This window comes from Bacillus sp. AF62 (assembly GCF_050312695.1).
Taxonomy (GTDB): Bacteria; Bacillota; Bacilli; order Bacillales; family Bacillaceae_G; genus Bacillus_A; species Bacillus_A cereus.
The window spans coordinates 48,436-61,504 of record NZ_JBNPJZ010000084.1 but is presented as its reverse complement, the minus strand read 5'-3'; the positions used below and the strand labels follow the sequence as shown (position 1 = coordinate 61,504).

Below are 13,069 nucleotides of genomic sequence, written 5' to 3'. Positions count from 1 at the left end.
CTCATATAGGCAACGGTTTTTATTATTGTTCTTTTTTCACTTTTACACGAGGTAATATTTTTTGTAACGGTACTTTTCGAACTCTCTCCCATGTAGCGGGATTCATTGGGTCATATTGATCTAAGAAAGCGATAACTTCTTTTGTAATTGGAGTTGGAGTAGAAGCACCTGCTGTAACAGCTACGTTTTCTACACCTTGTAGCCACTCTAATTTAATCTCACTTACGTCTGCAACGCGGTATGCTTTCGTACCAGCAATTTCTTGTGACACTTGTGCTAAACGGTTTGAGTTGTTACTTTTCGGATCACCGACAACAATTGTTAAGTCTGCAACATCAGCTTGTTTAGCGACAGCTTCTTGGCGAACTTGAGTTGCTAAACAAATTTCTTTATGGAATTCTGCTGTTGGGAATTTTTTTTGAATGTCCTCCATTAAATGTTGAACATCCCATTGACTCATCGTTGTTTGATTCGTTACTAAAATTTTATCTGTTGGGATTTCTAATGTTTTTAAATCATCGGCTTTTTCGATAAGGTGAACGATGTCAGGTGCAATACCAACTGCGCCTTCTGGCTCTGGATGATTTTTTTTACCGATATAAATGACATGATACCCTTCCGCTTTCTTAGCTTCGATAAGGTCATGTGTCTTGGTAACATCTGGACAAGTGGCATCGATTGTTGTTAAACCTTTTTCTTTTGCGCGTTGTTTAACTTCTGGAGAAACACCGTGTGCAGTGAAAATAACAGTACCAGAATCAATTTTATCTAAAATTTCTAAGCGACTTGGACCGTCTAATGTGATGATTCCATCTTCTTCAAAAGCGTCTGTAACATGTTTATTGTGAACAATCATACCTAAAATATAAATGGGTCTCGGCAATGATTTATCTAATGCGGCGTTACGTGCAATTACCATTGCATCGACAACACCGTAGCAATAACCACGAGGGGAAATTTTAACAATTTTCATATGAGTAATCCTCTCCTTCTAAACAAGGGATACTTTTGTGCATAGTCTTTTACATTATAAAGGAGGAGTGGATAGAAAACAAAGGATTGTTACACATATAGTTTTGGTTTTGTTGCTGTTTTTTGAACAGGCTCCTCTCGTAATTCTTTTTCTATGACTGGCTCAATCACTATTTTTTTTCTTTTTCTTTTTTTTTGTGGAGGAGGCGGAGTTGCTACCTCAACCTTTTCTGTTATGTCTTCAGCCTGATTTTTAGTTGAATCTTCTTCCGTACTTTTTCCAGAGGTGAGGATTTTAACAACGCTTGGTAGGTTACGCATAATAGGGCCGTACTGTTCGACGACAGGGCTTACAGATTGAACGACTTGGGATACTTTTTCTATATTGTTTATCATATTAGTTGGATTCGAAATTAAATTCGCAAAAAAACTGCCGATGCCGCTACTGGATGCTACTGTAGTTGTTGCACCGCCGCGCGTTTCGTTTGATTCGTACATTTGAGGGGGAATCATTTGCTCTGGATGCTGCTGCATGTATGGTTGATATTGCTGTGAGTACTGCTGCGGGTATTGCTGTTGATATTGGGGTTGATATTGTTGCCGATATTGAGGTGGCGGTTGCTGGTGCTGGTGCTGGTGCATCATTGGTGGCGGTCCTTCCATTTGTCGATAAGGCGGAACCATTTGCATGTAAGGTTCGGTTGGATCGTGTTTTTTAAAGAGTTTAGCAAGGAACCCTTTCTTTTTTTGTGCCATCGGTGGTAGTTGTGGAATTGGATATGGTGTATAAGGTTGCTGCCCTTGATTTGGATACATTTGTCTTGTGGGGGATTTTGGAAACATGTGAGAAATCCTCCTTTCTTCAGTTAGGTATATACACATACAATATGCAATAAGGGGGAAGAAGGTTAGTTTTTGAAGGGAAAACCTAAACTAAAGATGGATTTTACTTGTAGATTTCGATATAATGTAGACTTGACTGATTTGTGCGCGCAGTAGAAATTTAGAAAGAAGGTGTAACTTATGACACAACAAACTTTTACACAGTATGATTTTAAACCATTTTTAATAGATGCAGTTCGTGAACTACGCTTTACAGAGCCGACAGGAATTCAGCAGAAAATTTTCCCGGTCGTGAAAAAAGGTGTAAGTGTAATTGGACAATCCCAAACAGGTTCTGGGAAAACACATGCATACTTACTTCCTACATTGAACAGAATTAATGCAAGCCGTGAAGAAGTACAACTTGTTATTACAGCACCTACTCGTGAGTTAGCACAACAAATTTACGAAGAGATTGTGAAATTAACAAAATTCTGTGCGGAAGATCAAATGATTACAGCGCGTTGTTTAATTGGTGGAACTGATAAACAACGTTCAATTGAAAAGTTGAAAAAACAACCTCATATCGTAGTCGGGACACCAGGACGTATTAAAGACTTAGTAGAAGAACAAGCATTATTTGTTCATAAAGCAAATACGATTATTGTCGATGAAGCTGACTTAATGCTTGATATGGGATTCATTCACGATGTAGATAAAATTGCAGCACGCATGCCTAAAAACTTGCAAATGCTAGTTTTCTCTGCAACAATTCCTCAAAAACTAAAACCGTTTCTGAAGAAATATATGGAGAATCCAGAGCATATTCATATCAATCCAAAACAAGTTGCAGCTGGAAACATTGAACACTATTTAGTGCCTTCTAAACATCGTAATAAAATTGATTTAGTGAATAAAATGCTACTTCAATTTAAACCGTATTTAGCAGTTGTTTTCACGAATACGAAAAAAATGGCAGATCAAGTTGCTGATGGATTAATGGAACGCGGCTTAAAAGTTGGACGAATTCACGGGGATTTATCACCACGTGATCGTAAAAAAATGATGAAACAAATTCGTGACCTTAAATTCCAATATATTGTTGCGACTGATTTAGCAGCACGTGGTATTGATATTGAAGGAATTAGCCATGTTATTAACTATGAACTACCATCAGATTTAGATTTCTTCGTTCACCGCGTTGGAAGAACAGCACGTGCGGGGCATTCTGGTATTGCAGTGACGATTTATGATCCAGCAAACGAAGAAGCATTAGATAGCTTAGAAAAACAACGTCATATCGAGTTTAAACATGTAGATTTACGCGGAGATGAGTGGGCGGATTTAGGTGAGCGTCGTCGTCGTAAGAGCCGTAAAAAACCAAATGACGAACTTGATGTTATGGCAACGAAAGTTATTAAAAAACCGAAAAAAGTAAAACCAAACTATAAACGTAAACTTGCAACAGAACGTGACAAAGTGAAGAGAAAATATAGCAATAAAAAAAGATAAGGGGTTTCCCTTATCTTTTTTTAATCCCGCTAATTTAAATGAAGAGTATAGTCTGTTTAAATACTCATATAAATTTGTGTAGTGCGTCTTTTGTGAACAAACAATTCACTACATATTTCTACAAATTATGCTATCATTATATCTATTGTATATTGAAGAGGTGATTGTATGTTAAAGATTGGATCTCATGTTTCCATGAGTGGTAAGAACATGTTATTAGCAGCAAGTGAAGAGGCTGTTTCATACGGTGCAACAACGTTTATGATTTATACAGGTGCACCGCAAAATACACGAAGAAAACCAATTGAAGAATTGAACATAGAAGCAGGAAGAAAACATATGGAGCTGAATGGTATTGAGGAAATTATCGTCCATGCGCCGTATATTATTAATGTTGGGAATACGACGAAGCCAGAAACATTCCAATTAGGTGTAGACTTCCTTCGTATGGAAATTGAAAGAACATCGGCATTAGGTGTAGCGAAACAAATTGTTCTTCACCCAGGAGCGCACGTTGGTGCTGGAGCAGATGCTGGTATTCAACAAATTATTAAAGGGCTTAATGAAGTACTAACGCCAGAACAGACGGTTAACATTGCGTTAGAGACGATGGCAGGAAAAGGAACAGAATGTGGTCGTAGCTTTGAAGAAATTGCAAAGATCATTGATGGCGTAAAATATAATGAAAAGCTATCTGTATGCTTTGATACGTGTCATACGCACGATGCAGGATATGATATTGTAAATGACTTTGACGGTGTATTAAACGAATTTGATAAGATCGTTGGTATAGATCGTTTACAAGTACTTCATATTAATGATAGTAAAAATGTACGCGGAGCAGGAAAAGACCGTCATGAAAACATCGGATTTGGTCACATTGGGTATAAAGCGTTGCATCACATTGTACATCATCCACAGTTAATGCATGTACCAAAAATTCTTGAAACACCGTATGTAGGGGAAGATAAAAAAGATAAGAAGCCACCATACAAATTGGAAATCGAAATGCTGAAAAACGGTACTTTTGATGAAGGGCTTCTTGAAAAAATTAAAGCGCAATAAGGAGGGGATTTCCCCTCCTTATTTTAGTAATTGCTGAAATAATGTATTTACTTGTTGGGCAGTGGCAGGGGAAGTTACTTTTGCGATCTGTTTTAAGAGCTCTAGTCGCTCGTTGTTATCGTAAATATTAATATTTTTACCTTTCATAAGTAAAACGATTTGGTCAGCTTGTGCAGTCGTAATAGAAACTTCATATTCTTTGCTATATTTTAATAACTCTTTTGTAGAAATATGATTTAATTTTTTATTAACAATTTGTTTAATGAGGTTCATCTTGTTATCCTCCTTCACGCGTTCTTCTATCGAAATATATGAGCATATAGCTTGTACATATTCGTATAGAGTTTCTTTTTTCATGAGGAAAAGAAGCGTATGTTATAATATAAGGACAAAACTACAGAAAAAGAGTAAAGGGAGGACCTATGGAGCAAAAGCAACATCGAAAAGAAAGTGTTATTCATCTCATTTATCGTTTAGTTATGATTATTTTTGGGGCAGCATGCGCAGCGGTAGCGATTGAACTATTTTTAATGCCAAATAAAATTATTGATGGTGGAATTATTGGTATTTCTCTTATATTAGATTATCTTACTCCTAATATTTGGTGGTTAAGTTTTTCTACTTTAGTCGTTGTTCTCAATATCCCATTTATGTATTCGGGTTATAAGCAAATTGGAAAAACATTTATGTTATCTTCGGCATTTGGTATTGTAGCGTTAGCATTCATTGAGTCAACGTTACATGCGGTGCCACCGTTTACAACAGAGCCTATTTTAGCGACTGTGTTTGGTGGTCTTATTTTAGGTCTTGGTGTAGGACTTGTAATTCGTCATGGTGGATCGTTAGATGGAACTGAAATTATGGGGATTTTATTAACGAAGAAATTACCGTTCTCTGTTGGTGAATTCGTAATGTTTGTGAACTTATTTATTTTTGCATGGGCAGCATTTGTGTTTGGTGTGGAACAAGCGATGTATTCTGTAATGACGTACTATATTGCATTTAAAACGATCGATACAGTAATTCAAGGGCTAGATGAAACGAAAGCAGTTTTAATTGTATCTGATCAATATGAGGAAGTATCAAATGCGATTTTACATCGACTCGGCCGTGGAACTACAAAGCTTGTAGCAAAAGGTGGTTACACAGATAAAGAAAAAGAAGTTATTTATGCAGTTGTAACGCGTCTAGAAGTGACGAAGTTAAAGTCAATTGTGCATGAAATTGATGAAAATGCGTTTGTTACGATTATGAGCACGCAAGAGACAAATGGTGGTAAGTTTAAATCGGCTATTCACTAAACGTATATAGGAATATTTTTCGAAAGCAGAGAATTTTTCTCTGCTTTTTGTTATAATAGTAAGGTTTCTTGAAAAAATAGATATATTTTAGGCAGATTGGTTTACAACTATAATAAGCTGTACTATAATTCAAATAGATATAAATCGGAATCATTCTGAATTAAAATAGGTGAGATGCTATGAATAATATATTAGAGATTGAAGGTTTAACATTCCGATACGAAGATCGGAATGTGTTAGAAAATATTAATTTGCAAGTTCCGAAGGGAGCTTTTTTAGGTTTAGTGGGACCGAATGGTTCAGGTAAATCAACTTTACTTAAGTGTTTATTAGGCGTTTTAAAGCCAAAAGAAGGAAGCATTCGTGTGTTTGGCGTTGATAGTAAGAAGTTTAAGGAATGGAATAAAGTTGGTTATGTATCCCAAAAAGCAAATAGTTTCAATTCTGGTTTTCCAGCAACTGTTTCTGAAGTTGTGTCAATGGGACTTGTTTCGAAAAAAGGGCTTTTTCGCTTTTTCACAAAAGAGGATAAGAAAAAGGTAGAAAAAGCAATTGCTGATGTAGGGATGAGTGAGTTTCAAGGTCGTAATATTGGAGAGCTTTCTGGTGGACAGCAACAGCGTGTATTTATTGCTCGTGCGCTCGTTAGTGATCCTGAATTGCTTATTTTAGACGAGCCTACTGTTGGAATCGATGTAAAAAATGTGGAAAGTTTTTACGAAATATTAGAGGATTTAAACAAAAGGCTCGGGATCACATTAATTCTTGTTACTCATGATATGGGAGCTGTTACCGAAAAAGTAACACATGTTGCATGCCTAAACCAACATCTACATTTCCATGGAAATGTAGAGAAGTTCCGAGAGTTAGAAGATGCAGAAATGTCCGTCTTATATGGACATCATGTTCATCGTTTAGAACACGAACATGAGCATCACGGGAGGATATAATGATACAAGATTTTTTACAATATGACTTTTTACGTAATTCTTTATACGCAGGTATTTTAATTGGACTTGTTGCACCGCTAATAGGTGTGTTTGTTGTTATTCGTCGTTTATCTCTTATTGCGGATGCATTAAGTCACGTGACGTTATCAGGTATTGCAGCAAGTTTATTACTTGAAAAAACCATTTTTACAGGTGGATTTTTAAACCCCTTATATATGGGGATGTTTTTTTCAATTGGTGGAGCGCTATTAATCGAAAAGTTAAGAACTGTATATAAGCACTATCAAGAATTAGCAATTCCGATTATCCTTTCGGCAGGGATGGGAGTTGGAGTTATTTTCATTTCACTTGCAAATGGATTTAACACAGACTTATTTAGTTATTTATTTGGTAGTGTCAGTGCTGTAACAAGTACGGATTTAATTATTATTGGGATTGTAGCAATTGTTGTTGTTGCGACAATTATTTTATTATATAAAGAGCTGTTTCTACTATCATTTGATGAGGAATACGCAGTATCAACTGGTTTAAGAGCGAAATGGATTCACTTTATTTTCATTATATTAGTTGCTCTTGTCATTGCAGTATCAATGCGTGTAGTAGGGGTTCTTCTCGTATCATCATTAATGACGTTACCAGTTGCAGCAAGTATTCGTATTGCTAAAGGATTTAAACAAACAATTTTCTTTTCCATTTTATTTGGTGAAATTGCAGTAATTGGTGGAATGTTTGCTTCGTATCAACTTGATCTAGCACCAGGTGGTACAATTGTTATGATAGCAGTTCTTATTTTAATCGGTGCGATTTTATGGAAGAAGAAAAAAACTGCATAAAGTAGGGATAGGTATGAATCTAACAGAAGCTTTACGCCTAATGAAGGAAAAAGGATACAAACATACTGGAAAAAGAGAAGAGATGCTCAGATTATTTGCAGCACATAATCGTTATTTAACTGCGAAAGACGTTTTAGAGCATATGAAAGACGATTATCCAGGGCTTAGTTTTGATACGATTTATCGTAACTTAACAGTTTTTGCTGAGATTGGTGTTTTAGAACAAACGGAATTAAATGGTGAAAAACATTTTCGTTTCACTTGTTCTATTATGGAACATCATCATCATTTTATTTGTTTGGATTGTGGGGGGACGAAAGAGATTACTTCCTGCCCAATGGATTTTATGAATAAAGATTTTACTGGTTATGAAGTAACGGGTCATAAGTTTGAAATATATGGTCGTTGTCCAAAATGTGCAAAGTAAAAGCTCGTCGGTTATATAACTGACGAGCTTTTTTACGTAGAAAAGAAGGTTGCTCACAAATATTGTGGCAACCTTCTTTTTATTGTTCTTGTGTCTCTTTTTCTTTTTCTCGTTCAGCAGCCATTTCAGCAGCAATTACGTCGATTTCTTTTTTCAGTTCTTCTACCATTGTTTCTTCTGGTACTTTACGAACGACTTGCCCTTTACGGAATAATAATCCCTCTCCACGTGCACCAGCAATACCGATATCAGCTTCACGAGCTTCACCAGGACCATTTACAGCGCAACCAAGTACTGCAACTTTAATTGGTACTTGAAGTGTAGAGATGTATTCTTCCACTTCGTTAGCGATGCTAATTAAATCGATTTCAATACGACCACAAGTTGGACAAGAGATAAGTGTCGCTGCGTTAGAAGCAAGACCGAATGATTTTAATAATTCACGAGCAACTTTTACTTCTTCAACTGGATCAGCACTTAATGAAATACGTAGTGTATTTCCGATGCCTTTACTTAAGATTGCTCCAAGACCAGCGGCACTTTTTACAGTTCCAGCAAACAATGTTCCAGATTCTGTAATACCTAAATGTAATGGGTAATCAAAAGCGCGAGCAGCTTTCTCGTATGCTTCTATTGCTAAGTTAACATCAGAGGCTTTCATAGATACGATAATATCGTGGAAATCTAAGTCCTCTAAAATTTTAATATGATGTAGCGCGCTCTCAACCATACCATCTGCAGTTGGGTACCCGTATTTTTCTAAAATGTGACGCTCTAATGAACCAGCGTTTACACCAATACGGATTGGAATACCGCGCTCTTTTGCTGCATTTACAACAGCTTCTACTTTATGGCGACGACCAATATTACCTGGATTGATACGTACTTTATCGATGCCACCTTCAATTGCTTTTAAAGCAAGGCGATAATCAAAATGAATATCAGCAACAAGTGGAATGTTGATTTGTTTTTTTATATCAGCAATAGCATCTGCTGCGCGTTCATCTGGAACGGCAACACGAACGACTTGACAGCCAGCTTCTTCTAAACGCTTGATTTCAGCAACTGTTGCTTCAACATCATGTGTTTTTGTTGTTGTCATACTTTGTATAATTAATTCATTATTACCGCCGATTGTTAAATTACCGACTTTAACTGGACGTGTTTTTGTACGATGAGTCATTTCATTCACGAATAGATCGCTCTCCTTATAAAAGAAGTTTCTTATTTAGTCCCTCATATCAATAATAGTATACGTGATATAGGGCTATAGAAACCGAAGTGCTCGGTTTCACTTTTACTATTGTATCAGCGCCTTTATGTAATTGACAAGGATTAAGTGATGGCTTATTGATATAACGGGAATTTATAAGACTTTCCAATTTGTATTTTTGTAGCGGATGTACTTTTGTTTAATTGTTTAAAGTCGTCAATGACTTTTTCTATGGAAGGAATTTTTTTCTTGTTAATTTGTTCTGTAATAGAAAGAACTGTCTCGCCAGTTTTTACTTCAATTGTTTTATAAGATGTATCCGTTTCTTTTTCTGTTTTATTCTCTTTATTTTGTTGGCTGTCTGTGTTTTCTTTTTTAATCGTTTGGGCAGCAGTTGTTTTTTTATATGAACTTAACATCGGTAAAGTACCGATTTTTATATCGTAATAAAATATATAACCGAGAACAAGCACGAATAGGAATATACCTAACCTCTTCATATTCTTCACTCCTTTGCTAGGAATATATGCTTGTCCAAAAAAAAAATGCCTATTTAGGCATTTTTTTATTTTTCTTTCGGTTGGGGTACCTCTTTAATCGTTAAGTATAGAACGATTAAAACAACAGCGATATAAATGAATGTTGCCCCAGGTACGACGATTTTGAATAAATCCATAATCATGAAGAAAATGGTTGGGATTGTGTAGCTGTATGCAGTTAGTGTCCAAACTTGTTTATAGGATAGTTTACGTTGACCGCTCATAGCAGAACCGATGAACGCAAGTAAAGTCACGCCTACAAAAGTGATGAATAATTGGAATAGGTACACTAAGAATCCAATAACAAATAATAAAATTGGATAAATATTATCGAATAAAGAAATAAATTCTTGTAGATCTTTTTTCTCAAGAGATGCACCTAACAAATCGTTATAAGAATACGTTTGTGTTTGACCATTTCCCATAGAGACTACTTTATCTTTTAAAACAAATAAACCTGTTTTATTTTGATATTTTTCTAGGTCTGTTGAATTTGGATCAAATACGAAAAGTGCATTTCCTTCTTCTTTTTCAATAGGCTGATCAATATCGGCTTTTAGTTCGCCATTTTCAATTTTAAAATCAGGTAAATCTTTATCGATGACTTGATTTACCATGCCTACACCATCTTGGATAAAACTACCGTACAAAAAAGTTCTTGGAATAGTAGTAATTAAGCAAAGTAGCATAATATACAAAATGGTTTTACCGATTTTTTGAAAACGGAATAGCGCCATATCTTTAGGCGAGTATATGCTTTTTACGAATTGGGTAAATATGGACATAGATTCACTTCCTTTATGTATGTATAAAATCATTGTAACGTAGGAATCTAGAGAATCTCAAGATATATTATATTTACATATAGTGGAGATAACTAAATTTCTTTTTATTAACTTTCTTCTTTTAAATAAGAAAAATACAATTGACACTTTTCTTTTCTATATGGTAAATTTATCTTACATTTCTTAAAGGGCATATCCGATAGGAATTCCTTTATTTGATATGTTGTTACATACATAATTGTGGACCCTTAGCTCAGCTGGTTAGAGCAGACGGCTCATAACCGTCCGGTCGTAGGTTCGAGTCCTACAGGGTCCATATCCATTTCGCATGTTTATTATGTTAGCAGGAAGCTTCCTTGTAGAAGGAAGCTTTTTTTACGGAATATATGAGCATTTTAATTGAAAAGAAGTGGGAATTTTGCTACTTTAATGATAGCAAGACAATGTGATTTATTTGTTTGCACCCTATGGCAATTAGGGTAGAATGAAGTTGTATGTCACTTAAGTGGCAATACATAAACTGGGAGGAATATAACAATGGCAAAACACGAATTACCAAATTTACCTTATGCGTATGATGCTTTAGAGCCTCACTTTGACAAAGAAACAATGAACATCCATCATACAAAACATCACAACACGTACATTACAAACTTAAACGCTGCTTTAGAAGGTCATGCAGAATTAGCTGACAAAAGCGTAGAAGAATTAGTTGCAAACTTAAACGAAGTACCAGAAGCAATCCGTACAGCAGTACGTAACAATGGTGGCGGACATTCTAACCATACATTCTTCTGGACAATCCTATCTCCAAACGGCGGAGGACAACCTGTAGGTGAACTTGCAACTGCAATTGAAGCAAAATTCGGTAGCTTCGATGCATTCAAAGAAGAATTCGCAAAAGCTGGCGCAACTCGCTTCGGTTCTGGTTGGGCTTGGTTAGTAGTAAACAATGGTGAGCTAGAAGTAACAAGCACTCCAAACCAAGATTCTCCTTTAACTGAAGGTAAAACGCCAGTTATCGGTTTAGATGTTTGGGAGCATGCTTACTACTTAAACTACCAAAACCGTCGTCCAGACTACATCGGTGCATTCTGGAACGTTGTAGATTGGAACGCTGCTGAAAAACGTTACCAAGAAGCAAAATAATTGTAATAAATATAGAAAAAAGCTAGGGGAGAACCCCTAGCTTTTTTTCTATGCTTTCCTTTTACATAATTGGGCTTGTCTTTGGAAGACTAGAACATGAAGTAAAGGAGAGTTGTGTATGAAGTGGAAACATATAATTGGTGACGTTGAAGTGAATCGGGATTTAGTGTTATTGCTCCTTATAGGAGGTTTATACACGCTCGCAATTTCTTTATCGAATACGTTTGTAAATATTTATTTATGGAAACAAACACAAAATTATGTGAATCTTGGCTTGTATAATTTGGCCAGCGTTATATTACAGCCTCTCACATTTCTTGTAGGGGGAAAATTAGCGAAACGTATCGATCGCTCGATTTTATTACGAATAGGAGTAGGAACGCTCGCAATTTTTTTTATTGTTGTCTTAGTAGCGGGGAAAAGTGCTTCTCAGTATATTTTATTAATGGGGGCTCTTTTAGGAGTAGGATACGGTTTTTACTGGTTGGCTTTTAACTTATTGACATTTGAAATTACAGAACCAGAAACAAGAGATTTCTTTAATGGGTTTCTTGGACTTCTTACATCCTTCTCTGGGATGATCGGACCAATAGCAGCAGGATACACAATTTCACGTATGGAGAAATGGAGTGGTTATACTGTTATATTCTTTCTTTCATTAGTTCTATTTGCAATTGCTGTCGTCTTAAGCTTCTTTTTATCTAAAAGAGAATGTGAAGGGCGTTATGAAATCGTGCAAGTATTGAAAGAACGACGGATTGATAAAAACTGGGGAAAGATTACACGAGCTCATTTTTTCCAAGGATTGAGAGAAGGAACGTTTATTTTTGTCATTTCAGTATATGTTTATTTAGCAACTAATAGTGAGTTCGCATTAGGGAAATATAGTTTAGTGAACTCTGCTGTATCCTTTGTATGTTATTACTTAGTTGCTCGTATGTTAAAGAAGGAGTGGCGAAAAAAAGCAATTTTACTTGGAGGCATTATTTTATATGCTGTCGTCTTTTTAGTTATTTTCAATGTTACATACACGAAATTACTTATTTATGCGGCATGTATTGCGATTGCATATCCTATTTTACTTGTTCCGTACGGATCAATGACATATGACGTAATTGGTAGAGCGAAAAATGCGAGAGAATGGCGTGTGGAATATGTCGTTGTTCGGGAGCTGTGGTTAAACGCCGGAAGAATCTGTTCCATTTTAAGTTTTTTATGTGCTGTACTATTCTTTCCACCTGAAAAAAGTTTACCTTACTTATTATGTATTTTAGGTGCTGGACATTTTCTTATTTATTTTGCAGTTAAAAATGTCAAATATGATGAGGGAAATGCGAGTAAAACAAGTGTTGTAACGCAAGGAAACGCGCAAAACCAAACTGAACCAGAAGGTTAACTTCTCGTTTGTTTTATGCTAGAATAGAAAAAGATGTAAGACAGCAGTGAGGACACCTGTATGAAGGTGTCCCTTTCACATTACATAGCTGTTGGTAGAGGGGGT

At 35.9% G+C, this 13,069-nt stretch carries 14 protein-coding genes and 1 tRNA gene; 9 read left to right on the top strand and 6 right to left on the bottom strand.

Annotation, left to right across the window (positions count from 1 at the left end):
* Positions 1–22: 22 nt before the first annotated feature.
* Positions 23–973, bottom strand: a complete 951-nt coding sequence (locus ACQRBL_RS21365; protein ID WP_000706657.1) for a 4-hydroxy-3-methylbut-2-enyl diphosphate reductase — start codon at positions 971–973, stop codon at positions 23–25.
* 89 nt (positions 974–1,062) lie between these two features.
* On the bottom strand, positions 1,063–1,815 hold the full coding sequence (gene vrrA, locus ACQRBL_RS21360) for a VrrA/YqfQ family protein (RefSeq protein ID WP_411995635.1): 753 nt from the start codon (positions 1,813–1,815) through the stop codon (positions 1,063–1,065).
* Positions 1,816–1,995: 180 nt separating this feature from the next.
* Here vrrA and ACQRBL_RS21355 point away from each other — a divergent pair, with 180 nt between their 5' ends.
* The gene (locus ACQRBL_RS21355; protein WP_411995634.1) at positions 1,996–3,306 is read left to right on the top strand and encodes a DEAD/DEAH box helicase; all 1,311 of its coding nucleotides are present in this window, start codon (positions 1,996–1,998) and stop codon (positions 3,304–3,306) included.
* Between the two features lie 168 nt (positions 3,307–3,474).
* Positions 3,475–4,371 (top strand): deoxyribonuclease IV, encoded by an 897-nt coding sequence (locus tag ACQRBL_RS21350; RefSeq protein ID WP_000912471.1) that lies wholly within the window; start codon positions 3,475–3,477, stop codon positions 4,369–4,371.
* An 18-nt stretch (positions 4,372–4,389) separates the two neighbouring features.
* Here the strand turns inward: ACQRBL_RS21350 and ACQRBL_RS21345 are convergent, their stop codons facing one another.
* Positions 4,390–4,644, bottom strand: a complete 255-nt coding sequence (locus ACQRBL_RS21345) for a DUF2624 domain-containing protein (protein ID WP_001048958.1) — start codon at positions 4,642–4,644, stop codon at positions 4,390–4,392.
* A gap of 149 nt (positions 4,645–4,793) precedes the next feature.
* On the opposite strand from ACQRBL_RS21345, the gene ACQRBL_RS21340 reads away from it, so the two are divergent.
* From ACQRBL_RS21340 to ACQRBL_RS21325, 4 genes are all read left to right on the top strand, one after another.
* Complete coding sequence (locus tag ACQRBL_RS21340) at positions 4,794–5,672, top strand: YitT family protein (protein WP_000435960.1); 879 nt, start codon at positions 4,794–4,796, stop codon at positions 5,670–5,672.
* 179 nt (positions 5,673–5,851) lie between these two features.
* Positions 5,852–6,622 (top strand): metal ABC transporter ATP-binding protein, encoded by a 771-nt coding sequence (locus tag ACQRBL_RS21335; RefSeq protein ID WP_001059662.1) that lies wholly within the window; start codon positions 5,852–5,854, stop codon positions 6,620–6,622.
* A complete protein-coding gene (locus tag ACQRBL_RS21330) occupies positions 6,622–7,455 on the top strand; it encodes a metal ABC transporter permease (RefSeq protein WP_023523063.1) in 834 nt (277 codons plus the stop codon). The genes ACQRBL_RS21335 and ACQRBL_RS21330 overlap by 1 nt, the downstream gene beginning before the upstream one ends.
* Positions 7,456–7,468: 13 nt before the next feature.
* Positions 7,469–7,882, top strand: coding sequence for a Fur family transcriptional regulator (locus ACQRBL_RS21325; RefSeq protein WP_001054516.1), 414 nt, complete (start codon positions 7,469–7,471; stop codon positions 7,880–7,882).
* 79 nt (positions 7,883–7,961) lie between these two features.
* Here ACQRBL_RS21325 and ispG read toward each other — a convergent pair whose 3' ends face one another.
* The 3 genes from ispG to yqgB form a co-directional block, all read right to left on the bottom strand.
* Positions 7,962–9,065, bottom strand: coding sequence for a flavodoxin-dependent (E)-4-hydroxy-3-methylbut-2-enyl-diphosphate synthase (ispG, locus tag ACQRBL_RS21320; protein ID WP_153578351.1), 1,104 nt, complete (start codon positions 9,063–9,065; stop codon positions 7,962–7,964).
* A 164-nt stretch (positions 9,066–9,229) separates the two neighbouring features.
* Complete coding sequence (yqfZ, locus tag ACQRBL_RS21315; protein ID WP_000825415.1) at positions 9,230–9,595, bottom strand: protein YqfZ; 366 nt, start codon at positions 9,593–9,595, stop codon at positions 9,230–9,232.
* A 65-nt stretch (positions 9,596–9,660) separates the two neighbouring features.
* Positions 9,661–10,419 carry a protein YqgB gene (gene yqgB / locus ACQRBL_RS21310; protein WP_000021895.1) on the bottom strand — a complete coding sequence of 253 codons (759 nt, stop codon included), beginning with the start codon at positions 10,417–10,419 and terminating at the stop codon, positions 9,661–9,663.
* Positions 10,420–10,661: 242 nt separating this feature from the next.
* Here yqgB and ACQRBL_RS21305 point away from each other — a divergent pair.
* From ACQRBL_RS21305 to ACQRBL_RS21295, 3 genes are all read left to right on the top strand, one after another.
* A tRNA-Ile gene (locus tag ACQRBL_RS21305) sits at positions 10,662–10,735 on the top strand.
* Between the two features lie 221 nt (positions 10,736–10,956).
* Positions 10,957–11,568: a superoxide dismutase [Mn] gene (gene sodA, locus ACQRBL_RS21300; RefSeq protein ID WP_411995633.1), complete on the top strand. Its 612-nt coding sequence runs from the start codon at positions 10,957–10,959 to the stop codon at positions 11,566–11,568.
* 118 nt (positions 11,569–11,686) lie between these two features.
* Positions 11,687–12,964: an MFS transporter gene (locus tag ACQRBL_RS21295; RefSeq protein WP_023523062.1), complete on the top strand. Its 1,278-nt coding sequence runs from the start codon at positions 11,687–11,689 to the stop codon at positions 12,962–12,964.
* Positions 12,965–13,069: the final 105 nt, after the last annotated feature.

What these genes read in the sequence shown, in the direction of transcription:
- ACQRBL_RS21355 (WP_411995634.1), top strand. Translation starts at nt 1,996, where the DNA reads ATGACACAACAAACTTTTACACAGTATGATTTTAAACCATTTTTAATA.
- sodA (WP_411995633.1), top strand. Translation starts at nt 10,957, where the DNA reads ATGGCAAAACACGAATTACCAAATTTACCTTATGCGTATGATGCTTTA.
- ACQRBL_RS21340 (WP_000435960.1), top strand. Translation starts at nt 4,794, where the DNA reads ATGGAGCAAAAGCAACATCGAAAAGAAAGTGTTATTCATCTCATTTAT.
- ACQRBL_RS21365 (WP_000706657.1), bottom strand. Translation starts at nt 973, where the DNA reads ATGAAAATTGTTAAAATTTCCCCTCGTGGTTATTGCTACGGTGTTGTC.
- ACQRBL_RS21325 (WP_001054516.1), top strand. Translation starts at nt 7,469, where the DNA reads ATGAATCTAACAGAAGCTTTACGCCTAATGAAGGAAAAAGGATACAAA.
- vrrA (WP_411995635.1), bottom strand. Translation starts at nt 1,815, where the DNA reads ATGTTTCCAAAATCCCCCACAAGACAAATGTATCCAAATCAAGGGCAG.
- ACQRBL_RS21350 (WP_000912471.1), top strand. Translation starts at nt 3,475, where the DNA reads ATGTTAAAGATTGGATCTCATGTTTCCATGAGTGGTAAGAACATGTTA.
- ACQRBL_RS21330 (WP_023523063.1), top strand. Translation starts at nt 6,622, where the DNA reads ATGATACAAGATTTTTTACAATATGACTTTTTACGTAATTCTTTATAC.
- ACQRBL_RS21295 (WP_023523062.1), top strand. Translation starts at nt 11,687, where the DNA reads ATGAAGTGGAAACATATAATTGGTGACGTTGAAGTGAATCGGGATTTA.
- ACQRBL_RS21345 (WP_001048958.1), bottom strand. Translation starts at nt 4,644, where the DNA reads ATGAACCTCATTAAACAAATTGTTAATAAAAAATTAAATCATATTTCT.
- ACQRBL_RS21335 (WP_001059662.1), top strand. Translation starts at nt 5,852, where the DNA reads ATGAATAATATATTAGAGATTGAAGGTTTAACATTCCGATACGAAGAT.
- yqgB (WP_000021895.1), bottom strand. Translation starts at nt 10,419, where the DNA reads ATGTCCATATTTACCCAATTCGTAAAAAGCATATACTCGCCTAAAGAT.
- yqfZ (WP_000825415.1), bottom strand. Translation starts at nt 9,595, where the DNA reads ATGAAGAGGTTAGGTATATTCCTATTCGTGCTTGTTCTCGGTTATATA.
- ispG (WP_153578351.1), bottom strand. Translation starts at nt 9,065, where the DNA reads ATGACTCATCGTACAAAAACACGTCCAGTTAAAGTCGGTAATTTAACA.